Source organism: Arthrobacter sp. 05T442, assembly GCF_056395945.1.
This window is the reverse complement of record NZ_JBFTKM010000010.1, coordinates 1-22,219: the sequence shown is the minus strand read 5'-3', so window position 1 is coordinate 22,219 and position 22,219 is coordinate 1. Positions and strand designations below refer to the sequence as shown.

The following is a 22,219-nucleotide window of genomic DNA, read 5'->3' as shown; positions in this document are numbered from 1 at the left end:
GGCGGGAGCGGGTCATGTCAGGCACCAGCACAGAAAATGACGGCCAGGGAATGATTGTGAACCCCAAGCCGACTGCCGAGAATCAGGACTGGGACGGCGACGACGCCGACCGGGCGGACCGGCTGCGCTTCGAAGAGGAACAGGCGATGATCCGCGAGCAGTCCGAAGCCCGCGCCGCCAAGGCCGCGGCGGATGCGAAAAAGTCCGCGGAGGCGGAAGCGACCCGAAAGTCAGCCGGCGCCTAGTCGCCGGCGGTGCCGTCCTTCACCCGCACGAGCAGGGAGCCCGGGGCCACCTGCACGGTCACCTTGGTGGCCGCTCCCGAGGGATCGCCGTCGACCTGGGTGGCCATGGGTTCCGCGCTCCGGATCGTCACCTTGCCGGAGCGGTAGTAGGTCATCACCGGCAGGTTTCTCTTGTGCTTGAGCACGATCTTTGTATACATCGCCAGCCAGCCGATCGCGCTGCGCGGACTCATCACCACTACGTCAAGCATGCCGTCATCGATCATGGCCTGCGGGATGAAATCGATTCCGCCCGGTATCAGCCCGCAGTTCGCGAACAGCACGCTGCGGATCTTGCGGCTTTGTTCAGGCTGGTCGTCCAGGGCGATCGAGACCTTTTTCCGCCGCCCGGGCAGGTGCCGGACCCCGGCTTCCGTGTAGGCAAGCCAGCCGACGGCCTTCTTGAGCCCGTCATTGGTGTCGCCGACGATCTCGGCGTCCATCCCGATGCCCGCAATCACCAGGAACGTGTGTTCCGCTGAATCCCCGGTCCGTGAGTTCTCAACCCGCATGCGGGCCGTGTCAATGAAGCGCTGGTGCCCGAACAGTGCCGCCTGCACGCTGCCGTGAAGATCGTTGATGTCCAAGTGGATGTTGCGGGCCAGGAGGTTGCCTGTGCCGAGGGGAATCAGGCCCATGGCGATGTCCGTGTCGGCAAGGGTCTCGGCCACCACGCGCACCGTACCGTCGCCGCCGCCCACCAGGACGACGTCGGCGCCGTACTCCACCGCTGCCCGCGCCTGGGAGAAGCCGGGATCGTCGGCGGTGGTTTCGAAGAAACGCGGTGCCTCCCAGCCGGCTGCCAGGCAGGCGGACTCGATGAGAACCCGGGCCTCGGCCGATTTTGCCTTGATCGGGTTCATCACCACGGCCACCTTCTGCTGCCCCAGCCCCGGGCTGTGGGTTTCTTCCCAGACGGCGCTGCGGGTGTGCTTGGCCTTCAACCGGCGCACCCCCCACCAGCTGGAGAGGGCAAAGGCCAGGACTCCAGCGATGATGAGGTAGAGCAGCCAGTCGCGCATTGTGCTCCCACACTATCCCGCCGGCGGCCGGAGCCCGGATTGCCGGGGAATGGTGACCTGATTGGATACTCTTGTCTGGTGATCGACGTAAAAGACCTCAGCGAAAATCCGGACAAGTTCCGGGCCAGCCAGCGCGCCCGCGGCGCCGATGAATCCGTGGTGGACGCGATCATCGCCGCGGACACGGCCCGGCGCGCGGCGCTGATCCGCTTCGAGAACCTGCGGGCCGAACAAAATGCCTTCGGCAAGAAGGTCGCACAGGCCAAGGGCGAGGAAAAACAGGCCCTGCTCGCCGAGGTGAAGGTCCTCGCCGGATCCGTCAAAGCCGCCTCCGCCGAGGCCGACCTCGTGCAGGCCGCCCACGAGGAACTGCTCCGCGGAATCCCCAACCTCATCGAGGACGGCGTCCCGGAGGGCGGCGAAGAGGACTACATCGTGGTCAAGACCGTCGGCACGCCGCGCGAGTTCCCTGATTTCGAGCCGAAGGACCACCTGGAGATCGGCGAACTGATCGGCGCCATCGACATGGAACGCGGCGCCAAGGTCTCCGGCTCGCGCTTCTACTTCCTGCGCGGCGTCGGTGCCCGGCTGGAAATGGCGCTGCTGCAGATGGCCATGGAGCAGGCCATCGACGCCGGTTTCGTGCCCATGATCACCCCCACGCTGGTCCGGCCCGAAACCATGCAGGGCACCGGCTTTGACGTCAAGCACGACGCCGAGATCTATCGTCTCGCCGAAGACGACCTCTACCTGGTGGGCACCTCGGAGGTGGCCCTCGCCGGCTATCACGCGGATGAGATCCTGGACCTCTCGGCCGGACCAATCCGCTACGCCGGGCAGAGTTCCTGCTACCGGCGCGAGGCCGGTTCCCACGGCAAGGACACCCGCGGCATCATCCGGGTGCACCAGTTCAACAAGGTGGAGATGTTCATCTACACCACCGTGGAGGACGCGGCAGCCGAGCACGCGCGCCTGCTCGCGTGGGAAGAGGAGATGCTGGCCAAGTGCGAACTGCCCTACCGCGTGATTGACACGGCCGCGGGCGATCTGGGCAACTCCGCGGCCCGCAAGTTCGACTGTGAGGCGTGGGTCCCCACCCAGGGCGCCTACCGGGAGCTGACGTCCACGTCCAACTGCACCACGTTCCAGGCGCGGCGGCTCAACATCCGCGAACGCGTGCTGAACGAGGACGGCGCCCCGAAGGGCACCCGGGCCGTCGCCACCCTCAACGGCACGCTGGCCACCACCCGGTGGATTGTGGCCATCCTGGAACACCACCAGAACCCGGACGGCTCCGTCAACGTCCCGGCCGCCCTGCAGAAGTACCTGGGCGGCATGACCGTTTTCCCTGTTCTCTAGCGTCCCGCGGCGCCGCCCTGTCCGGTCCCCCGGCAGCCGCCGGGTAAACATCCACAGTGTGGAAAAGCTCTGGGTGTTTACCACAAGTTCATGCCTTGCTGTGGCGTGAGTCCTAGCGGCTGTCAGGGGCGTCTGCTCTACTTATTGGATGACTACATTGACTGAAATCTCAGTCGCCGGCAACGATGACCGGCGAAATGCAAACGAAAAGATGATGATCGCCCTCGACGTCGACGGAACCCTCGTCGACCACGACGGCCACATGTCGGTACCCGTCCGCGAAGCCGCCCAGGCAGTCGTGGCGGCGGGCCACCACGTCATGATCGCCACGGGCCGTTCGCTCAACGCCACGCTGCCCATCATCGAGCACATCGGAATCGACAACGGCTATGCCGTGTGTTCCAACGGCGGCGTGACGCTCCGTCTCGACTCCGGACTCGCCGGGGGCTATGAGGTCCTCCACAAGGCCACCTTCGACCCCGGCCCCGCCCTCCGGGCCTTGCGCAAGCGGCTCCCCACCGCCAAGTACGCCCTGGAAGACGAGGCCGGAAACTTCCTCTCCACCGAACGCTTCCAGGACGCCAGTTTCGGCGTCGAAGCGATCGGCGTCGACTTCCAGACCATGCTGGAGGCGACCGCCGTGCGAGTGGTGGTGTTCAGCTCAGAGAACACTCCTGAGGAATTCAACGCCGCGATCCGCCACGTGGGACTTGCCGGCGTGACCTATTCGGTGGGCTGGACGGCCTGGCTGGACATTGCCGCCGCCGGCGTCACGAAGGCCAGCGCACTGGAACACCTCCGCGGCCGGCTGAGCATCGAGTCCCACCGAACGGTCGCCGTCGGCGACGGCCGCAACGATATTGAGATGCTCACGTGGGCACGCCGCGGCGTGGCCATGGGACAGGCGCCGGTGGAAGTGATCGCCGCTGCGGACGAGGTCACGAAGTCGGTCTACGACGACGGCGCCGCGCACGTACTGCGCAGCCTCCTCTAGGGCGGCATCGTCAGGGCCTGAACATTCCAGGGCTTCAACGTTCGGGGCCGGAAGATTCCGGCGCAGGCACGGCTCTAGCGGACCTCGAGGATAAGGCCCAGGAGCCGGGCCGCGGCCGGCCGCGCGGCGTGTTCCTCGTTCCACTGTGCGCGCGCAACGGCCTTGCTGACCGCCTGGGTGGTGATTCCGAGCTCCTCGGCGACGGCTTTCTGCTGGCCGCGCACGCCGGGGGTCAGCAGATCCAGCACACGCCATTCCGCCGCGCTCCTGTCGTGCACAATGTGGCCCAGCAGCCGCAGGACGGCCTCCGACTCTGCAGCCAGGTCCGCCAGCGGGCCCTCCACGGCCACCGGAATGCGGTCCTTGCCGTTGCGGAGCCGGTCGACGGCGCGGCGGGCGTAGATCAGACCGTGGCCCGAAGCGTCCTTGATCTGGTTGGGCAGGGGTTCATTCACGGGTCCCACGCCTATGCCGACGTACCAGCTGCCGCTGCGCAGGGCGATCATGGCCGCCTCAACGGCCTGCTGGGGACAGTCCACGATGCCCTGCACCTCGTCCTCCACCGAACGGTCAAAATCGAGGCGTGCGGGGATATGCCGCAGGTCCTTGAGGAGCTGCGGCACGCGGTCGCCGTCGCGCCGGCTGTCGGTTTGATTGATGGTCAGCGTGAACATACTGGATCAAACACTACCCGGTGGCATTGCGTAGGCAAGCGCCCTAGTCCAGCCTCATGGCGGTGCTGACGGAGACCAGCGGAACGGCGCCCGGGGTTGGCGCGCCGGCTGCCCGGAGCCCTGCGCCGGCCATCCCCTGCTCGATGGCGGCGATCAGGGCAACCGGGTGTTCCCTCGTGCTGAAGGTGAAGAACCCGGGCTCGGAGATTCCAGCCTGGAGGGCGGCCTGGTCCGGGTCCGACGCCCGGCCGCGGAACACGAGGGCGTAACGTCCGTGTACGCCCAGGGAGGTTTTGGTGCTGCGCTTGAGGGTCTTGAGGAGACCGTCGGCCTCGATGCCAGGCCGGGCTTCGACTACGCGGAGCGACCCCGGGTCGATGTCCTGCCACAAGATGGCACGGGCCGTGTGTTTCCGGGCGTACCCGAACAACAGCCCACGGTCAAAGACCAGCAGCCTGCGGAAGCTCCACAACAAGGTCATGGACCACAGGACCAGCCCCGTAGCCAGGCTCGTCGACAGGAAGAGCGGGAGGTCGGAGAAGAGCGCCGGGTCCCGTGACGACCGCGGCTGGCCGGTGAACTGGGCTATGGCGCCGAAGGCGAATCCGGCCAGCAGGAACCCCGGCAGCCACTTCAAGGGCACATGCCAGGAGAGCTCGCCGTACCGGAACCGGCCGAGCCGATCGCCGTACAATCGTTCGGCGCGGCGGACCAGCCGGGTGCTGCCGTGCCCGGGCTCTTCAGCCACGCGGGCTCCTGCCGTCGTAGAGGGCCGGGAGCTGGCCGTGCTGCTGCACTGCCGCCTGGCCGGCAGCCGCCGCGCGGGGGTCCGGAACCGGGGCCGCGCCGGAGGCCACTCCGGAACGGCGGTCAACGGAGACGTAGTTGGCGGTGAAGCTGTCGCCGCCACCACCGGTGACGGCGGCCGCAATCGCCATGATGAGATACAGGGGCGCGAAAGACCACCAGACAGCACGCCATCCACCACGCCAGGCGCCCGACGTCGTGCCGTTACTGATGCGGACCGAACGCATGCCGGCGGCCGCGTCCCCGACACTGCCGAAGGCCCCCCACACCATGCCGTAGGCGTACACAACCAGGAACCACAGGCCGATCATCACCGTGGCAAACAGGCCATTGCTCGACAGCACGGCATAAGACAAGGAGCCGAGCGCAAGGTCCTGGACCAGCGCGTTCGCCACACCCATCAGCACCCCTGCCACCAAGACCACCACCAGGGCATCGAGGGAACGGGCCCAGAAGTGCGGCCAGCCGGCCTTGGGCACGTAATAGGTGCCCGAGTCAGGGTGGCGGCGGACGGGACTTCCTGTGGCGGGATCGATCAGTCCGGTGGGGGAGGGCTTTGGCTTGTTCATCGATGACTTTCGTAGGCGGACGGCGGGAGCTCAGGAAACGCCGGCCAGCGAGCCAAGAACCCGGGCCAAGGTTGCGCCGGAGGTTTCCTGGAGCTCGAGGCTGACCCCGCGGTCCGCGAGCCGGGGCGTGAGGACACGGACCCAGGATGGGCCGGTGTAGACGGTCACCGTGGGGAAGTCTTCGGACCCGGTGCTGAATGACACCACGTTGCTGGCTGCGCGGGCGTCCGGGAGGACCGCCGGTGCCTGTGCTTCGAAGTCGGCCTCGGAGTATGCGACGGCGGGCGCGTCGGTCGAGGCGGACCCTTCCGGGTCAACGAACCGCGCCAGCCGGCCAGCGAGCTGGGCCCGGGTGATCACGGTGAAACCGTGCAGGCCGCCGTCGTCCACTTCTTCCAAGAGGACACCCTCCACATGGACGTAGGCGTAGAGCCAGCGTTTTCCGGTGGAGACGGTGCGCTCCACGGAGACGACAGTATCGCCGCTGCGCCGCAATGTGAGTGCGCCCGTGATGTGCTCCACGGCGTGCAGCCGGGACGGCGCGCTCTCGCCTTCGAAGAGGACGGGGTAGACGAGTTCCTTGGCCAGGAGGCCTCGAAGCGCCACCGCGCACAGGATGTCGGTGCCCGTCTTCTGTGCGCTGAGCCACGGGAGCGCGACGATTTGCTCGTGCTGCACGCCGTCGAGGGCCACAATTTCCTCGTCGGTCAGCGTGGGGAGGGCCGTGCCCTCGGCAGAAGCGCGGCCGAGGACGCCCGCCGCGCACTGCACGTCGCGTTCGGTCCATTTCATGGTGTTCGTGGTCATCCGAATATTCCTCCGACGAAGTTTCCGACAGATTTGGCCGCGTCACTGACTCCATCTGCAACCCTAATGGCTGTGTCCTGGGCGACGTCGAGCGCCTCCCCGGCACCGTCGGCGAGGTAGCTCCCGGGATTACGGGCGAAGTTGCTGATGGAGTCCCAGTGGTCGGCCACCAGGTTCCCCAGCGCCCAGGCGCCGGCGACGACGCCGGCACCGACAATAATGGGCGCACCGATCGGTCCCAGCATCGCCGCGCCGGCCGCCGTCATCAGCATGATGCTGCCGACACCGCCGGCTACGGAGAGACCGCCGGCGATCCGGTCTCCGGTGCCGCGCCATCCGTCGTGCTGGGGGTTCATGACGTCACTGATGCCGCCGACAATGTTCAGCGGGGCCGCGAGTGCCCCCGCGACCCGCAGGCCCTGGGAGAATTTCGAGGCTTCCAGGAATGCCGGGCTGAACGGGATGCCGGCCTTGAGGTCGGCAAGCACGTCCGTTATTTTGCCGCCGTTGCGCAGTGCGTCCAGGGATTCACGGATCACAGCACCGCCAGCGCGCCAGTCCGTGAGCAGGGCCTTGGTCTTGGCGAAGTCTTCCCAGCCGAGATTACGCAGCTTGTAGGCCTGCCACAGCTGGGCGCCGAGGTCCTTGACGCCCAAGCCGGTGTCGACGACATCCTTGATGACGCCAAGCGAGCTCTCCCCGTTCTTGTTGCTGGCGAACTCCTGCTGGTTGGCCTGTTCCTTCAGTTCCCGTGCGCTTGTCCGCAGCAGGCCGGCTGCCTGGATCAGGCTCTGGCGGTGCTGGCCGTTCCAATCGGCCTTGAAGCGGCTGGCGTCCTGTCCGTTCCACGACGTGCTGGTGTTGATGAGATTGGTCAACTGAGTGCCCTGCATGCCGATGGTGTCCGCAGCTTTGCCCATGACGCCTGCAAGCGTCCGGAGCTGGGCGACATCGGCCCCGTAAAATCCCGCCATCCGGAATCCCCCATGATAAGTAGCGATCGTTCCCCCGACAGCCTAGGCGTTCTCCCGGGACAGGGCGATGGGGACGGGTACCCATGCCGGCGACGGGACCCGGCCGTTAAACCGTTAAACAGTAACGCGGGGTCATCTACGGCCCATTCCGGCCACCCGGATGGGCTGTAGATGACCCCGCGTTGGGGTCAGGACGTCAGTGCGCGGCGGGCACGTAGCGCTTGATGGAAGCTTCCAGCTCGGCTTCGGCCGCGGCGCGGTCGCCCCAGCCTTCGGCCTTGACCCACTTGCCCGGCTCCAGGTCCTTGTAGCGGGTGAAGAAGTGCTCGATCTCCTTGATCAGGAACTCGCTGACATCGGTGATCTCGTTGATGTGATCGAAGCGGGCATCGGCCGGGACGCACAGGACCTTGGCGTCGCCGCCGCCGTCGTCAGTCATGTTGAACACGCCGATGGGGCGGGCTTCAACGATCACGCCGGGGTGAAGGTCGAAGTCCTGCAGGAGCACCAGGGCGTCCAGCGGGTCCCCGTCCTCGCCCAGGGTGTTCTCGAAGAAACCGTAGTGCGTGGGGTACTGCATGGAGGTGAACAGGACACGGTCCAGGCGGATGCGGCCGGTCTCGTGATCGACTTCGTACTTGACGCGTGATCCCTTGGGGATCTCGATTGTCACGTCATGTTTCATGGAATGCTCCTTGACGATTTCAGGGGTGCGCGGCACACGCGACGTCCGAAAAAGCAGTACCGGTGCCGCCGACTACTATTGAGGATATAGCGAGAGGCCCAGGTTTCAGGAACTAGTGGGGACATTTCAGGACTAAAGGACCAGCAGCAGCATGAAACGCAGAACCAGCCGTGCAGCCCTGGCCCCGGCGCCCGGCCCGCTGCGGCGGATCCTCCCGATGCTGTTCCTGACACTTCTGATCGTGTCCCTCGCCGTCCCGGCCGGCATCGCTATCGCCCCGGCCTTCCTCGGCCCGGACCGCTCCGGAACCTCCGCCGTCCCGGCCGTCCCGTGGCAGCAGGCCCCGGCCAGCCTCAGCCACGGAGGCGCCGACGGCCCAGGCATTATTGGACCCCTGAGCGGCTCGGCGGCCGTGCCGGACGCTGCCCGGCTCACGGCCCAGCTCAAAGACACGCTGAAGGCCGACGGCGGCGGAACAATCACCGGGGTCGTGCAGGATGCGTCCACCGGGCAGTTGCTCTTTGACAGCTCCGGGGACGAGGCCCGCGTTCCGGCGTCGAACATGAAGCTCTTCACGGCCAGCGCCGCCTTGCGCGTCCTGGGCCCGGACCACCGCTTCAGCACCAGGGCCGTGGCGGGACCCATGCCCGGCTCGGTCGTGCTCACCGGCGGTGGAGACGTGCTCCTGGGCGCGGGCGAATCAGCCCCGGACGCGGTCATGGGCCACGCCGGGCTCGGCACCCTCGCGCAGGCCACCATCCGCGCCCTCCAGAAGGACGGCGTCTCCGGCAATGTCACCGTGCTGGTCGATGACTCCCTTTTTACGGGTCCGTCCTTGAGCCCGGCGTGGAGCCCGGACGATGTGGCCGCGGGCGAGACGGCCCCGCTGTTTCCGCTGGCCATGAACGCGGCGCGGTTTGACCCGGCCACGACCACGGGCCCCCGCCCGCAGGACGCCGCCATGACTGCCGCCGAGGCGTTCTCGGCACAGCTCGCGTCGGCCGCAGCGGGCGCCGGGCTGTCCGTGGTGCCCGGCGTCGTACGGGCCCCGCCCGCCCCCGCCCCCGCGCCGGGCCCGGGGGCGACGCCCGCTGCCGGCGCGCGCGTCCTGGCGGAGGTCCAGTCCGCCACGGTCGGCGAGCAGGTCGACCTGCTGCTGCGGACCTCGGACAACTACCTCGCCGAGGTGATGGGCCGGATGACAGCCATTGCGGCCGGCCAGCCGGGCAGCAACGACGGAGCCATCGCCGCCGTCCTGCAGCAGCTCAAGGACATGGGGATCCCCACCGAGACGCTCCATGCCGCGGACGTCTCCGGCCTGGCCCTGGCCAACCAGGTCTCCGCCCGGCAGCTCACGGACGTGGTCCGGGCCATGACCTCCGGCCCGGATCCGCGTCTGCGCGCCGCCCTCGCCGGCTTCCCGGTGGCGGGACTCACCGGAACACTCGGGGACCGGTACACCGATGCGGCCACGGCAGCGGGAGCCGGGCTCGTGCGCGCCAAGACAGGCACGCTGAATACCGTGATCGCCCTCAGCGGCTACGTCGTCGACGCCGACGGCCGGCTGCTGGTCTTCTCCTTCATTGGTAACGGCCTGAGCCCGGGCGCCGCGAACAAGGCAGCACTGGACCGCTCGGCCTCCATCCTTGCCGGCTGCGGCTGCCGCTGACGGGCAGGCCGGGCGGCGACGGGCAGGCTGGCACCGATGTGCGGCCGGGTTTGTTCGCCGGCCGGTGAAAGTTAACGCGCAACGTCGTGCCCCTGTGATCTGATGGAGCCTATGGAGTTCTCTGCACGCGGGACATCAGCCCAAGCCCAAGCCCTCATCAACTGGGAGCTTGCCGCTTCCACGGCCGCCCGGCTGGCGCCGGCGGGGCCAACCCTGGGATCCGCCGAGATCGGCGCCGCCGTGGAGAACCTGCGCCTCATGGCAGACATCTCCGTGCCGCATGTCCACCACATCACCGGCCTCGACGCCGCCCGCGACCTCCGCGATTCCTCCGTCCTGGTGGTGGACCGGGCCTCCTGGGCGAAGGCCAACACGCAGAGCTTCGCCGTGATGCTCGCTCCTGCCATGGAAAAGATGCTCGAGGGCCGCCGGGGGACCATCAATCCCGGTGCGGCCAGCGTCAGCGGCGCCATCACCGGCAGCCAGCTCGGCGCCGTCCTGGCATTCCTCTCCAGCAAGGTCCTCGGCCAGTACGACCCCTTCTCCGCGCTGGCCGAGAACTCGTCGGCCCCCGCCGCCGGGCGCCTGCTGCTCGTCGCGCCGAACATCATCACGGTGGAGCGAGAACTCAACGTCGAGCCCGCCGATTTCCGGCTTTGGGTCTGCCTCCACGAGCAGACTCACCGGGTGCAGTTCGCCGCGGCACCCTGGCTGAGGCACCACATGCTGGATGAGATCGAAAACCTCAGCGGCCAGTTGCTGGGCAATGTCGATTCCCTGATGGAACGGGCCTCCGCCGCGGCTAAGTCACTAAGGGACCGCACCACGTCCGGTCCGGGCCGCGGCGCCATCCTCGACCTCCTGCAGAACCCGGAGGAGAAAGCCGCCCTGTCCCGCCTGACGGCACTCATGAGCCTGCTCGAAGGCCACGCCAACGTCGTGATGGACGCCGTCGACGCCAGCATTGTCCCCTCGGTGAAGACCATCCGGCAGCGTTTCAACGCCCGGGGCAAGGACCGCGGCGTCATCGAGAAGTTCATCAGGAGCCTCCTGGGCCTCGATGCCAAGATGCGCCAGTACAGCGACGGCGCGAAGTTTGTCCGCGAAGTGGTGGCCGCGGCCGGCATGGAAGGCTTCAATAAGGTCTGGGATTCCGCGGACCACCTGCCCACCGAACCCGAGATCCACGATTCCAAGCTTTGGCTTGAACGGATGGGGCTCTAGTTTCCGTGCCCGCCAGCGAACCTCCCCTTGTCGATCCCGGGGCTGATCACCCGGCCGTTCAAGGCGGACGACGCCAGCCAGGCCGGCTGGCGCCCGTCGTCGGCACGGCGCGGAAGATGCTCCAGGACGCCCTGGCGGGAGCGGGCTACCCGGAACGCGTGATCGTCGCCTGCAGCGGAGGGCCCGACTCGCTGGCACTCGCTGCAGTTGCCGCGTATTTCGCCCGCCGCGGGCATGTGGACGGCCACCCCGTGAGGGTCGGGGCCGTCGTCGTGGACCACCAGCTGCAGCCGGGCACGGCAGAGGTGGCCGCCACCACCGCCCGGGTCCTCACGGACCTCGGACTTTCGCCCGTAATGGTGAGGCGCGTCGACGTCGCCCCGGCCGGCATGGGCCCCGAGGCGGCCGCCAGGGAGGCGCGCCACGGCGCCCTTGAGGCCGCCGCTGACGAGACCGGTGCCGCCGTGATCCTGCTCGGCCATACCCTCGACGACCAGGCCGAACAGGTCCTGCTCGGCCTGGCACGCGGCTCCGGCACCCGGTCCCTTGCCGGGATGCGCCCCGCCCGCGGGCGCCTCCTCAGGCCCTTCCTGGGACTGCGCCGGGCACAGACCCTGGAGATCTGCGAGGTCGAGGGCCTGGAGCCCTGGCACGATCCCAGCAACGCCGACCCCGCCTACGCGCGGTCCCGGACCCGGGTCGAAGTGCTGCCGCTGCTAGAGGAGAAGCTCGGGCCGGGCGTCGCCGAGTCCCTGGCCCGGACCGCGGCGATCCTGCAGCTGGATGCCGACTACCTGGAGGACGTGGCCGGAGACACCTTCGCCCGGCTGCGGGAGCAATCCGGGGACGAGATCAGCCTTCCGGAGGCGCCCTTGCGGGACCTTCCACCGGCTGTGAGGTTCCGGGTCATCGCCAAGGCAGCCGCCGCCGTCGGGGGCCAGCAGCCCAGCCACCAGCGCCTGCTCGCGGCGGAGGCGCTGTTGCGCCGGCAGGGATCGGCGGGCCCGGTTCAGCTCCCCGGCGGAGTCAGCGTCTACCGGCTCTCGCTCGCCCAGCGCTCTGCCGGGGGGCAGCCTGCCGCCGGCGGCGTTCCCCGGGAGGCCGCCCGCTGTGGGAAGCTTGTATTCCGGCCTCACAAACCGCCCCGAAATTAGTCGCACCCGCATCGACACAGGAGCCATTGGTGGATTCAAACGACGTCCAGGCAGACCTCAAGCACGTTCTCTACACCAAGGAACAGATCCAGTCACGGATCGCCGAACTTGCGGCGCAGATCGACAAGGACTACGAAGGCCGCGATCTCCTGATCGTCGGCGTGCTCAAGGGCGCCGTCATGGTCATGGCTGACCTGGCCCGCGCGCTGCACAGCCACGTCTCCATGGACTGGATGGCAGTCTCCTCCTACGGTTCGGGCACGCAGTCCTCCGGCGTCGTCCGCATCCTCAAGGACCTCGACACCGACCTGTTGGGCAAAGACGTCCTGATCGTCGAGGACATCATCGACTCCGGCCTCACGCTGTCCTGGCTGAAGACCAACCTCGAATCACGCGGCACCGCCTCGGTGGAAATCTGCACCGCCTTCCGCAAGCCCACGGCCGCCAAGGTCAAGATCGACGTCAAGTACGTCGGCTACGACATCCCCAACGAGTTCGTCGTCGGCTACGGCCTGGACTACGCGGAGAAGTACCGCAACCTGGACTTCGTGGGCACCCTCGCCCCGCACGTCTACGAGTAGACGGCTGGCGGGGCCTGCTCCTGGACCCCGCCCGGCCGGCCCGCTACGCCCACAGGGAACTTTTGCACGTCATTGTGCGTGAGTTACAGCGAACGGTGTATAGCTAGAAGCTGACGCAGCACCACACGCGCGCAGATCGGTCGCCGTGCAGCACTACCAGGAGGGACGGGGCCAGCCCCGAACAGATGAAAGCTAAGAGTTTCTTCAAGGGCCCCGGCATCTGGATTGTCGTCGTCGTCGCCATGCTCCTGCTTGCCTTCGCCACCTTGGCGCCGGGCGGCTCGAGCCGGATTGACACCGACAAGGGCCTCGCGCTGCTGACCGGGGGCAAAGTCGAGCAGGCCAAGATCTTCGACGCCGAAAACCGCGTGGACATGGTCCTGAAAGACAACCTGCAGGTCGACGGACAGGACAAGGGCAAGAACGTCCAGTTCTACTTTGTCAACGCCCGTGCCCAGGACATCGTCAAGACAGTCACCGATTCCAAACCGCCGAGCGGCTTCACCGACCAGCCGATCGAAAACAACTGGTTCTCCGGGCTCTTCTCCCTCCTGATCCCCGTGCTGCTGCTGGGTGTCCTCTTCTGGTTCCTGCTCTCCCGGATGCAGGGCGGCGGCTCCAAGGTCATGCAGTTCGGCAAGTCGAAGGCCAAGCTCGTCAACAAGGACATGCCGCAGGTCACCTTCAGTGACGTCGCCGGCGCCGACGAGGCAGTCGAGGAACTCGAAGAGATCAAGGAATTCCTGCAGGAGCCTGCCAAGTTCCAGGCGGTCGGGGCCAAGATCCCCAAGGGCGTGCTGCTCTACGGCCCTCCCGGCACCGGCAAGACCCTCCTGGCCCGCGCCGTCGCAGGCGAGGCCGGCGTCCCCTTCTTCTCCATCTCCGGCTCCGACTTCGTTGAAATGTTCGTCGGGGTGGGCGCCTCCCGCGTCCGCGACCTCTTCGAGCAGGCCAAGTCCAACGCCCCTGCCATCATCTTCGTCGACGAGATCGACGCCGTCGGCCGTCACCGTGGCGCCGGCATCGGCGGCGGCAACGACGAGCGCGAGCAGACGCTCAACCAGCTGCTGGTTGAAATGGACGGCTTCGACGTCAAGACAAACGTCATCCTGATCGCCGCCACCAACCGCCCCGACGTACTGGACCCTGCCCTGCTGCGCCCGGGCCGCTTCGACCGGCAGATCTCCGTCGAGGCCCCCGACCTGATCGGCCGCGACCAGATCCTGCAGGTTCACGCGAAGGGCAAGCCGATGGCTCCCGGCGTTGACCTCAGGTCTGTTGCCAAGAAGACGCCCGGCTACACGGGCGCCGACCTGGCCAACGTCCTGAACGAGGCCGCGCTGCTGACCGCGCGCTCCAACGCGAACCTGATCGATGACCGCGCACTCGACGAGGCGATCGACCGCGTCATGGCCGGCCCGCAGAAGCGCAGCCGCGTCATGAAGGAACACGAACGCAAGGTCACGGCCTACCACGAGGGCGGCCACGCCCTCGTCGCGGCGGCCCTGCGGAACTCGGCGCCGGTCACCAAGATCACCATCCTGCCCCGCGGCCGCGCCCTCGGCTACACCATGGTGGTCCCGGAAAACGACAAATACTCCATCACCCGCAACGAACTGCTCGACCAGATGGCCTACGCCATGGGCGGCCGTGTCGCGGAAGAACTCGTCTTCCACGACCCCTCCACCGGCGCGTCCAACGACATTGAGAAGGCCACCGGGATTGCCCGGAAGATGGTCACCGAGTTTGGCATGAGTGAGCGCGTCGGCTCCGTGCGCCTCGGCCAGGGCGGCGGGGAGCCGTTCCTGGGCCGTGATGCGGGCCATGAGCGCAATTACTCGGACCAGATCGCGTACATCGTGGATGAGGAAGTGCGCCGCCTGATCGACGGGGCCCATGACGAGGCCTACGCCATCCTCACCGAGAACCGGGACGTCCTGGACCAGCTGGCACTCGAACTGCTGGAACGCGAAACCCTGAACCAGGCCGAAATCGCGCACGTCTTCACGCACATCCGCAAGCGCGACTTCCGTGAAGTCTGGCTCTCCAAGGAAACGCGCCCGCTCCAGTCCGCCGGCCCGGTGGAGTCGCGCCGCGAAAAGGCGGAGCGCGAGGCGCAGGAGGAAGCCACCCAGGCACGGCTCGAAGAGCCCCTGGATGCACGGCCGCCGCACGCCCAGGGCGTCCCCGGACAGGAGCCCTTCCAGGGCGTTACGGATATCGGGACTGACGGCCATCCCGGCTAGGCTTCTTCTGTGACTTCTAACTTCGACGACGACGTTCCCGCCACCGCCGCTCCTTCGGCGGTAGGCGGGACAGCCCAGCACTCCCGCCCGAAAGTGGACCGCCCGCGCATCGAGGCGGCAGTGCGGGAAATCCTGCTGGCCATCGGCGAGGACCCGGACCGCAGCGGTCTCGTGGACACCCCGAAACGGGTGGCGAAGGCCTACACGGAAATGTTTGCCGGCCTGCACCACGATCCGGCTGAAATCCTGGCTACGACCTTCGACCTGGACCACGAGGAACTGGTGCTCGTCAAGGACATCCCCTTCTACTCCACGTGCGAGCACCATCTGGTGCCGTTCCACGGCGTGGCGCACGTCGGCTACATTCCCTCGCACGACGGCAAGGTCACTGGCCTGAGCAAGCTGGCCCGGGTGGTGGACATGTTCGCCCGGCGCCCCCAGGTCCAGGAGCGGCTGACCACCCAGATCGTCGAAGCCCTCGTCACCCACCTCAAGCCCCGCGGCGCGATCGTCGTCGTCGAATGCGAACACCTGTGCATGTCCATGCGCGGTATCCGCAAGCCCGGCGCGAAGACCGTCACCAGTGCGGTGCGCGGGCAACTGCATGACCCGGCCACCCGTGCCGAAGCCATGAGCCTCATCCTCGGAAGGTAAGAAATACAGACTATGGACTCCTTAGCTGCAGCCCCTGGGACCGGACCCGCGACCTCGCCGATGCCCGTACTGCGCAAACCGCGCCCGGCAGCGAGGTTTCAGGACCTGCCCACGGACCGGACCCTCGTGATGGGAATCCTGAACGTCACCCCCGACTCCTTCAGCGACGGCGGCAAGCACCCGACGGCCGACACCGCCATCGCGGCCGGACTCCGCATGTTGTACGCAGGCTCTGACATCATCGATGTCGGCGGCGAATCCACCCGCCCCGGCGCGATCGCAGTCGGCGTCGAGGAGGAACAGCGCCGGGTCCTGCCGGTGATCGAGGCGATGGTCAAGGCCGGTGCCCTTGTCAGCATCGACACGACGCATGCCGCCACCGCGGCCAAGGCCCTCGAGGCTGGTGCCGCGATCATCAACGACGTCTCCGGGCTGACCATGGAGCCGGAAATGGCGGAGCTGGCGGCCCGAACCAAGGCCCCGTACATTCTCACGCACCGCCGCGGCGACGCCAGCACCATGAACGAACTGACGGACTACCAGCACGTGGCCGAGGACGTCGCCGCCGAGCTCGCGGGCGTCCGGGACAAGCTCTACGCCGCGGGTGTGGCACCGGAACAGATCATCGTGGACCCCGGCCTCGGGTTCGCGAAGACGGATGTGCAGAACTGGGAACTGCTGCAGCACCTGGACGTCCTGCAGGCCATGGGCCACAGGGTCCTCGTGGCGGGGTCCCGGAAGCGCTTCCTGGGCAGCCTCCTGACGGTGGCCGGCAAGGCCGCCCCGCCGGAGGAACGCGACGCCGCCACCGCCGCCGTGACCGCCATCAGCGCCTTTCGCGGTGTCTGGGCCGTGCGCGTGCACGACGTCGGCTCAAGCCTCGACGCGGTCAAGGTCGCCGCCCGCATGGCACCCCCGGCGCCCGCGGCGACTACACCGCCCGCCCCCGGCCACGGCTGATCCGGCCGCCATGGACCAGATCACGCTGACCGGCGTCACCGCCGTCGGCCATCACGGGGTGTTCGAGTTCGAACGCCGGAACGGCCAGCCGTTCATCGTCGACGCGGTGCTGCACCTTGACTTCAGCAAGGCGGCCGCGAGCGACGACGTGCAAAACACCGCACACTACGGCGAAGTGGCCGGCTGCATCAAGGCCTGGATCACGGGGGAGCCGCTGAACCTGATCGAAGCCCTGGCCGTGCGGATCGCCGAGGACGTCCTGGCCAAGTTCGCGGTGGCCGCCGTGGACATCACCGTGCACAAGCCCAAGGCTCCGATCGACGTCGAATTCGGTGACGTCTCCGTCAGCGTGCACCGGGAGCGGCGATGAGCCCGGTCTACACGCGGGCCGTGCTTGCGCTCGGCAGCAACCTCGGGGAGCGCAGCGACACCCTCTCCGCGGCCGTCGCGGACCTCGTCGATCCGCCGGAGGTCCGCCTCCTCGCCATCTCGCCGATCGTCCAGACGAAGGCCGTGGGCGGGCCGCCGGACCAGCCGGACTTCCTCAACATGGTGATTGCCGTGGAAACCAGCCTGTCCCCGCTGGAGCTGCTGCGGCACTGCCACGAAGTGGAACAAAAACACCTGCGGGTACGCGAAGTCCGGTGGGGGCCGCGCACGCTCGACGTCGACATCGTGACTTACGGGGACATCGTGAGTGCGGACCCCGAACTGACCTTGCCCCATCCCCGGGCCGGGGAACGTGCCTTCGTGCTGTATCCGTGGTCGCTGATCGATCCCGCGGCGGAACTCAACGGCGAACGGGTGGGCGACCTCGCCGCCAGGGCCGCGGACTTCGCCGACCTCGCACCCTTCGATGGTTTCCAGGACGTCAACGCCGGGGCCGACGCCGTGGAGTTGCCGTGAAGCTCACGAACCCCCTGGTCTTGCTCATCATGGCGGTGGCAGTGGCCGCCGCAGGCTGGTTCGCGACCCTCCTGACGAGCCGCTACAGCATGGCGACACCCGTGCTGCCGCTCACCGGGCTGGTGACCATGGGCGTGATCGTGGCACTAACCCTGTTGCTGGGCATCCGCGTGCTCCGGTGGCGCAACGGCAAGAAAAAGAAAATCCTCAACCCCATCCTGGCGGCCTGGACCCTCGTCCTGGCCCAGGCCTGCGCTTACACGGGCACGGTGCTGCTGGGCTGGCACGCGGGGATCTTCATGGACCAGTTGCGGCTCTGGAACCTGCGGAGCAACCATGACATCGCATGGCAGACGCTCGCCATGGCCGGCGGGGGTCTGGTCATGATCGTCGTGGGCCTCGTCGTCGAGCGGTTCTGCCGGATCCCGCCCGAGGACGGCGACGCCGAAACGGTTCCCGGACGGCAGGGCAAACGCAGCAAACCCTCGGCGGAAGGCGAATATGCCTACCGAGGCGATTGATCCGCCGGGCATCGCCTGGCTTCGGGTCTCACCCAAGTACGTCACCGTGCGCCTCGTCGGCTGGGCTCTCGGAAACCTGATCGTGGTGGCCATCGTGTCGCTGCCACTGGTCTTCGTGCTGGCCGCCGCATGGGTGTGGCCCCCGCTGTGGCTGGCCGTTGCCGTGCCGGCGGTGTTGCTGCTCCTTGCCATCTGGCGGCTCGTGCTGATCCCGAGGCAAGTGCGTTCCATCGGTTACGCAGAGCGCGAGGACGACCTCCTGATCCGCCGCGGGATTTTCTTCCAGCGCACCCTCGTGGTCCCCTACGGCCGCATGCAATATGTCGACATCGGGGCGGGACCGGTGGAACGCGCGCTCGGTCTCTGCACCCTGAAGCTGCACACCGCCTCCGCCGGGACCAACGCGGAAATTCCTGGCCTGCCCGCGAGCGAAGGCGCGCGGCTCCGCGAGCAGCTTTCGGCCCGGGGCGAAGCCCGGCTGGCCGGTCTGTGACACGACTGCCGTGAAGGGACTGAAGTGACACAGGGCGGCACCGGAATTGCCCCGCGGCAGGGGGCCGGTACGGCGGAACCGTCCGACGGCGGCTGGCTGCGCGTGCACCCGGCATCGCCGTTCGTCCGTGGCTGGGTGGCACTGGCCGCCATTGCCTTCTTCTTTGGCCGCGACACCTTTGAGCGGCTCATCCAAGGCGGCCCCCTCATCGACGACCGCTTCGCCGGGCGTGCTCTGTGGCTGCTGCTCGGCGGGGGCGTCATGCTGCTGCTGGGCGTGCTCGGCTACCTCCTGACCTGGTACTTCACCCGCTACCAGGTGGCGGACGGCTACGTACGGGTCAACACCGGCTTCCTCTTCAAGCAGCAGCGCCAGGCCAGGCTGGACCGGGTGCAGGCGATCGATATCGTGCAGCCGCTACTGGCCCGGATCTTCGGGCTGGCCGAGCTCAGGTTCGAAGTCGCCGACGCCGGCGTATCCGCGATGCGCCTGGCCTACCTCCGCACGGCGGACGCCACGCAGCTCCGGGCCACGATCCTGTCCCGTGCCGCCGGAGTGCTGCCGGAACCCGGCCGTCCGGAGGATAGGGCTGCGGAGGCGCCCGAACGGGCAGTGCTGACCGTGCCGCCGTCGCGCCTTGTCGGGTCGCTGGTCCTGAGCGAGCAGAGCGTCACGATTGTGGCGGCCGGTGTCGTGTCCGTGGCGCTGTCCGCCGTCACTGAGAACCGCAGCTTTTCGTTCTTCCTGATTCCTGCCGCCCTGGGCCTGGTGGCGGCCTACTGGTCCTCGTTCAACAAGGGCTACAACTTTACCGCCGCCATTTCTCCTGACGGCATCCGGCTGCGCTACGGGCTGCTCGACACCCAGGCGCAGACGCTGCCGCCGGGCAGGATCCAGGCGTTGCGGGTCAGCCAGCCGCCGCTGTGGCGGTTCCTCGGCTGGTACCGGATGCAGGTCAACGTGGCCGGATACGGCACCTCCGGAAACAACAGGGAAGCTTCGGCCCGGACCACGCTCCTGCCCGTCGGGACCCTCACCGAGGTGCTGGCCATGCTCGCCCTCGTGCTGCCCGATCCCGGGACCCCGGACCCGGTGCGGATCTTCACGGCAGGCCTCACCGGGATGACCGACGCCACCCGGGCACCGGAAACCGCCTCCGCGCAGGAGAACGACGGCGGCTTCGTCACCACGCCGCGCCGCGCCCGCCTCCTGGCGCCGCTGGGGTGGCGTCGTAACGGTTTCGCCTCCACCGGCACAGCCCTGCTGCTCAGGTCGGGCCGCTGGTGGCGGCATCTTGTAGTGGTACCGCACCAGCGCACGCAGTCGATCGCGCTGCAGCAGGGTCCGCTGGCCCGGCGGTTCAGGGTGGCGGACCTGGTCCTGCACACCACGGTCGGCCCGGTCTCTCCGCGGCTCGTCCAGGCGGGCCTGGACGAAGGCCGGGCGCTGCTCGATGCGCAGTCCGCCCGCGCCCGTGCCGCACGGAAACGCCAGACCAGCGAACACTGGCTGGACCCGGTCAGGCCGGTGGGCGCGCTGTTCGGCGCGCAGCCGGCGGCTGAGGACCAACAAACCCCTAAGGAAGGCCCGCACCATGGCTAAGCCAGGACGCCTCGGCGTCGGAATCATCGGGGCCGGCAGGGTCGGTGCCGTCCTGGGGGCGGCGCTCCGCGGAGCCGGGCACGCCATCATCGGAGTGTCCGCCGTCTCGGATGCCAGCCGCGAACGCGCCGAAACCCTGCTGCCCGGCGTCCCCATCCTGGACGTGCGGGACATTGTGGAGCGCGCCGAACTCGTCCTGCTGGCAGTCCCCGATGATGCCCTGGGCCCGCTGGTGGACGGCCTCGCCGCCCTGGGCGCCTGGCAGCCGGGCCAGCTCGTGGCCCACACGTCCGGCCGCTTCGGCGTCGGGATCCTGCATCCGGTCCGGGCCGCCGGTGCCGTGCCGCTCGCGCTGCACCCGGCCATGACTTTCACCGGGATGAGCCTGGACCTCACGAGGCTGCTGGACTGCACCTTCGGCGTCACGGCTGATGCCGCGATGCTGCCGATCGCCCAGGCCCTCGTGGTGGAGATGGGTGCCGAGCCCGTCGCCATCGCCGAGGCTGACCGGGTGCTTTACCACGCGGCCCTGGCCCACGGCTCGAACCACCTCGTCACGCTCGTGGCGCAGGCCTCCGAGCTGCTCCGCGAAGTCGGCGTCGACGCCCCCGAACGTATGCTCGGACCGCTGCTGCGCGCCACCCTCGAAAACGCTCTCGCCTCGGGCGAATCTGCCCTGACGGGGCCCGTGGCGCGCGGGGACACGGGCACAGTGGCCGCGCACGCCGAGGCGCTCCGGGAGCACGACGGCGGCTCCCACGGCGATATTCTGGAGGCGTACCTGGCCATGGCCCGGGCGACTGCCCGCCGGGCAGGAAGCCGCGGACTGTTGAAGCCGGCGCAACTTGACGGCATCAGCGAGGCGCTTGATGCCCCGGAAGGACCCTGACGTGACAATCCAACTCGTGACCACGGCGGCCCAGCTGCGCGCCGAGAGCGCGCGCCTGCTGAGGCACAAGGGCGGGACATCCCAAGGGCTCGTGCCCACGATGGGCGCCCTGCACGAGGGGCACGCCCGGCTGGCACGAACCGCCGTCGCCCAGAACGACGTCGTGGTGGCCAGCATCTTCGTCAACCCGCTGCAGTTCGGCGATGCCGTGGACCTGGAACGGTATCCGCGCACGCTCGATGCAGACCTGGCCCTCCTCGACGCCGAGGGCGTGGACCTCGTGTTCGCCCCCTCCGTGGACGAGGTCTATCCAGGCGGGGAACCCTCCGTGCGCATCACCGCGGGGCCACTGGGCGAGAAGTGGGAGGGCGCCTCCCGCCCCGGACACTTCGACGGAGCCCTGACCGTGGTGGCAAAGCTGCTGCACTACGGGATGCCCGGTACCGGCCTTCCCGGCACTGGCCTTCCGGCGTACCGGGCGTACTTCGGCCAGAAGGATGCGCAGCAGCTGGCCCTGGTCAAGCGCATGGTGGAGGATCTGAACTTCCCGGTTGAAATCGTCGCTGTTCCGATCGTGCGCTCCGCGGACGGGCTCGCGCTGTCCAGCCGCAACCGTTTCCTCTCGGACGACGAGCGCGAGGCGGCCCTCGTGCTGTCCCGGGCCCTCCGGTTGATCGAGGAGCGGGCCAACGCCCGTGAACCCCTGGACGTGGAGTCCGCCCAGGCACTTGTCGAGTCGCAGCCGCTCGTGGGGCTGGACTACTTCGAGGTCGTGGATCCGCGAACCCTTGAGCCGCTCGCCGAGAACTGCAAGGACACCCCGTTCCGCGGCGAGGGCCTGGCCATTATCGCGGCCAAGGTCGGACCGGTGCGCCTGATCGACAACGTGCCGCTGGCCTCCTAACACCGATCGACCGCGGGGATGCCACGCTCCCGCAGTTGTGGCGGGCCCGACGCGAACGCTCCCGCAGTTGTGGCGGGCCCGCCACGAACGCTCGAAAGTTGTCAAGCTGTGTGGAGTCACTGGGCTGGTTTTTGGGGTGTTTTGGTCTGGGGGAGGTTGATCCCGGCGTGTGTGGCGGGGGCCGGTGTGCTGGGTCGTTGGCGGAATCTTCCTGGGTGTAGTTCGTAGTAGTCCTGGTGGA

General features: G+C 68.1%; 24 protein-coding genes. 17 read left to right on the top strand and 7 right to left on the bottom strand.

The window, feature by feature from the left end; all coding sequences use genetic code 11:
* Positions 1-14 precede the first annotated feature (14 nt).
* On the top strand, positions 15-245 hold the full coding sequence (locus AC1DES_RS11250) for a hypothetical protein (RefSeq protein WP_476895782.1): 231 nt from the start codon (positions 15-17) through the stop codon (positions 243-245).
* On the opposite strand, the gene AC1DES_RS11245 is transcribed toward AC1DES_RS11250, so the two are convergent.
* On the bottom strand, positions 242-1,306 hold the full coding sequence (locus AC1DES_RS11245; RefSeq protein WP_476895781.1) for a diacylglycerol/lipid kinase family protein: 1,065 nt from the start codon (positions 1,304-1,306) through the stop codon (positions 242-244). The genes AC1DES_RS11250 and AC1DES_RS11245 overlap by 4 nt on opposite strands.
* A 78-nt stretch (positions 1,307-1,384) precedes the next feature.
* Between AC1DES_RS11245 and serS the strand changes: the two genes are divergently transcribed.
* Together serS and AC1DES_RS11235 are read left to right on the top strand one after the other, a co-directional pair.
* Positions 1,385-2,665, top strand: coding sequence for a serine--tRNA ligase (gene serS, locus AC1DES_RS11240; protein WP_476895780.1), 1,281 nt, complete (start codon positions 1,385-1,387; stop codon positions 2,663-2,665).
* Positions 2,666-2,813: 148 nt separating this feature from the next.
* The gene (locus AC1DES_RS11235) at positions 2,814-3,659 is read left to right on the top strand and encodes an HAD family hydrolase (RefSeq protein ID WP_476895779.1); all 846 of its coding nucleotides are present in this window, start codon (positions 2,814-2,816) and stop codon (positions 3,657-3,659) included.
* A gap of 74 nt (positions 3,660-3,733) precedes the next feature.
* Here the strand turns inward: AC1DES_RS11235 and AC1DES_RS11230 are convergent, their stop codons facing one another.
* From AC1DES_RS11230 to AC1DES_RS11205, 6 genes are all read right to left on the bottom strand, one after another.
* A complete protein-coding gene (locus AC1DES_RS11230) occupies positions 3,734-4,333 on the bottom strand; it encodes a hypothetical protein (RefSeq protein ID WP_476895778.1) in 600 nt (199 codons plus the stop codon).
* Positions 4,334-4,376: 43 nt separating this feature from the next.
* Entirely contained in the window at positions 4,377-5,081 is a 705-nt protein-coding gene (locus AC1DES_RS11225; protein ID WP_476895777.1) for a hypothetical protein, read from the bottom strand.
* Positions 5,074-5,709, bottom strand: coding sequence for a hypothetical protein (locus AC1DES_RS11220; RefSeq protein WP_476895776.1), 636 nt, complete (start codon positions 5,707-5,709; stop codon positions 5,074-5,076). The genes AC1DES_RS11225 and AC1DES_RS11220 overlap by 8 nt, the downstream gene beginning before the upstream one ends.
* A 30-nt stretch (positions 5,710-5,739) precedes the next feature.
* Positions 5,740-6,516, bottom strand: a complete 777-nt coding sequence (locus AC1DES_RS11215) for a hypothetical protein (RefSeq protein WP_476895775.1) — start codon at positions 6,514-6,516, stop codon at positions 5,740-5,742.
* Positions 6,513-7,490, bottom strand: a complete 978-nt coding sequence (locus tag AC1DES_RS11210; protein WP_476895774.1) for a hypothetical protein — start codon at positions 7,488-7,490, stop codon at positions 6,513-6,515. Before AC1DES_RS11210 ends, AC1DES_RS11215 begins: the two co-directional genes overlap by 4 nt.
* A 196-nt stretch (positions 7,491-7,686) precedes the next feature.
* Entirely contained in the window at positions 7,687-8,175 is a 489-nt protein-coding gene (locus tag AC1DES_RS11205) for an inorganic diphosphatase (protein ID WP_476895773.1), read from the bottom strand.
* 151 nt (positions 8,176-8,326) lie between these two features.
* Between AC1DES_RS11205 and dacB the strand changes: the two genes are divergently transcribed.
* The 14 genes from dacB (at position 8,327) to panC (ending at position 21,978) form a co-directional block, all read left to right on the top strand.
* Complete coding sequence (gene dacB / locus AC1DES_RS11200; RefSeq protein ID WP_476895772.1) at positions 8,327-9,844, top strand: D-alanyl-D-alanine carboxypeptidase/D-alanyl-D-alanine endopeptidase; 1,518 nt, start codon at positions 8,327-8,329, stop codon at positions 9,842-9,844.
* A gap of 102 nt (positions 9,845-9,946) precedes the next feature.
* Positions 9,947-11,068, top strand: a complete 1,122-nt coding sequence (locus AC1DES_RS11195; RefSeq protein ID WP_476895771.1) for a zinc-dependent metalloprotease — start codon at positions 9,947-9,949, stop codon at positions 11,066-11,068.
* A 116-nt stretch (positions 11,069-11,184) separates the two neighbouring features.
* The gene (tilS, locus tag AC1DES_RS11190; protein ID WP_476895892.1) at positions 11,185-12,222 is read left to right on the top strand and encodes a tRNA lysidine(34) synthetase TilS; all 1,038 of its coding nucleotides are present in this window, start codon (positions 11,185-11,187) and stop codon (positions 12,220-12,222) included.
* Between the two features lie 29 nt (positions 12,223-12,251).
* Positions 12,252-12,803: a hypoxanthine phosphoribosyltransferase gene (hpt, locus tag AC1DES_RS11185; protein WP_476895770.1), complete on the top strand. Its 552-nt coding sequence runs from the start codon at positions 12,252-12,254 to the stop codon at positions 12,801-12,803.
* 185 nt (positions 12,804-12,988) lie between these two features.
* Positions 12,989-15,049 (top strand): ATP-dependent zinc metalloprotease FtsH, encoded by a 2,061-nt coding sequence (ftsH, locus tag AC1DES_RS11180; RefSeq protein ID WP_476895769.1) that lies wholly within the window; start codon positions 12,989-12,991, stop codon positions 15,047-15,049.
* A 9-nt stretch (positions 15,050-15,058) separates the two neighbouring features.
* A complete protein-coding gene (gene folE, locus AC1DES_RS11175) occupies positions 15,059-15,703 on the top strand; it encodes a GTP cyclohydrolase I FolE (RefSeq protein ID WP_476895768.1) in 645 nt (214 codons plus the stop codon).
* A 12-nt stretch (positions 15,704-15,715) separates the two neighbouring features.
* A complete protein-coding gene (folP, locus tag AC1DES_RS11170) occupies positions 15,716-16,663 on the top strand; it encodes a dihydropteroate synthase (RefSeq protein WP_476895767.1) in 948 nt (315 codons plus the stop codon).
* Positions 16,664-16,673: 10 nt separating this feature from the next.
* Positions 16,674-17,033 carry a dihydroneopterin aldolase gene (folB, locus tag AC1DES_RS11165; RefSeq protein ID WP_476895766.1) on the top strand — a complete coding sequence of 120 codons (360 nt, stop codon included), beginning with the start codon at positions 16,674-16,676 and terminating at the stop codon, positions 17,031-17,033.
* A complete protein-coding gene (gene folK / locus AC1DES_RS11160; RefSeq protein ID WP_476895765.1) occupies positions 17,030-17,569 on the top strand; it encodes a 2-amino-4-hydroxy-6-hydroxymethyldihydropteridine diphosphokinase in 540 nt (179 codons plus the stop codon). The genes folB and folK overlap by 4 nt, the downstream gene beginning before the upstream one ends.
* Complete coding sequence (locus tag AC1DES_RS11155; RefSeq protein WP_476895764.1) at positions 17,566-18,090, top strand: DUF3180 domain-containing protein; 525 nt, start codon at positions 17,566-17,568, stop codon at positions 18,088-18,090. Before folK ends, AC1DES_RS11155 begins: the two co-directional genes overlap by 4 nt.
* Positions 18,071-18,583: a PH domain-containing protein gene (locus AC1DES_RS11150; RefSeq protein WP_476895763.1), complete on the top strand. Its 513-nt coding sequence runs from the start codon at positions 18,071-18,073 to the stop codon at positions 18,581-18,583. Before AC1DES_RS11155 ends, AC1DES_RS11150 begins: the two co-directional genes overlap by 20 nt.
* 24 nt (positions 18,584-18,607) lie before the next feature.
* Complete coding sequence (locus AC1DES_RS11145) at positions 18,608-20,185, top strand: PH domain-containing protein (protein WP_476895762.1); 1,578 nt, start codon at positions 18,608-18,610, stop codon at positions 20,183-20,185.
* The gene (locus AC1DES_RS11140; RefSeq protein ID WP_476895761.1) at positions 20,178-21,074 is read left to right on the top strand and encodes a Rossmann-like and DUF2520 domain-containing protein; all 897 of its coding nucleotides are present in this window, start codon (positions 20,178-20,180) and stop codon (positions 21,072-21,074) included. The genes AC1DES_RS11145 and AC1DES_RS11140 overlap by 8 nt, the downstream gene beginning before the upstream one ends.
* Before the next feature lies 1 nt (position 21,075).
* Positions 21,076-21,978 (top strand): pantoate--beta-alanine ligase, encoded by a 903-nt coding sequence (gene panC / locus AC1DES_RS11135; RefSeq protein ID WP_476895760.1) that lies wholly within the window; start codon positions 21,076-21,078, stop codon positions 21,976-21,978.
* The last annotated feature ends 241 nt before the right edge of the window (positions 21,979-22,219 follow it).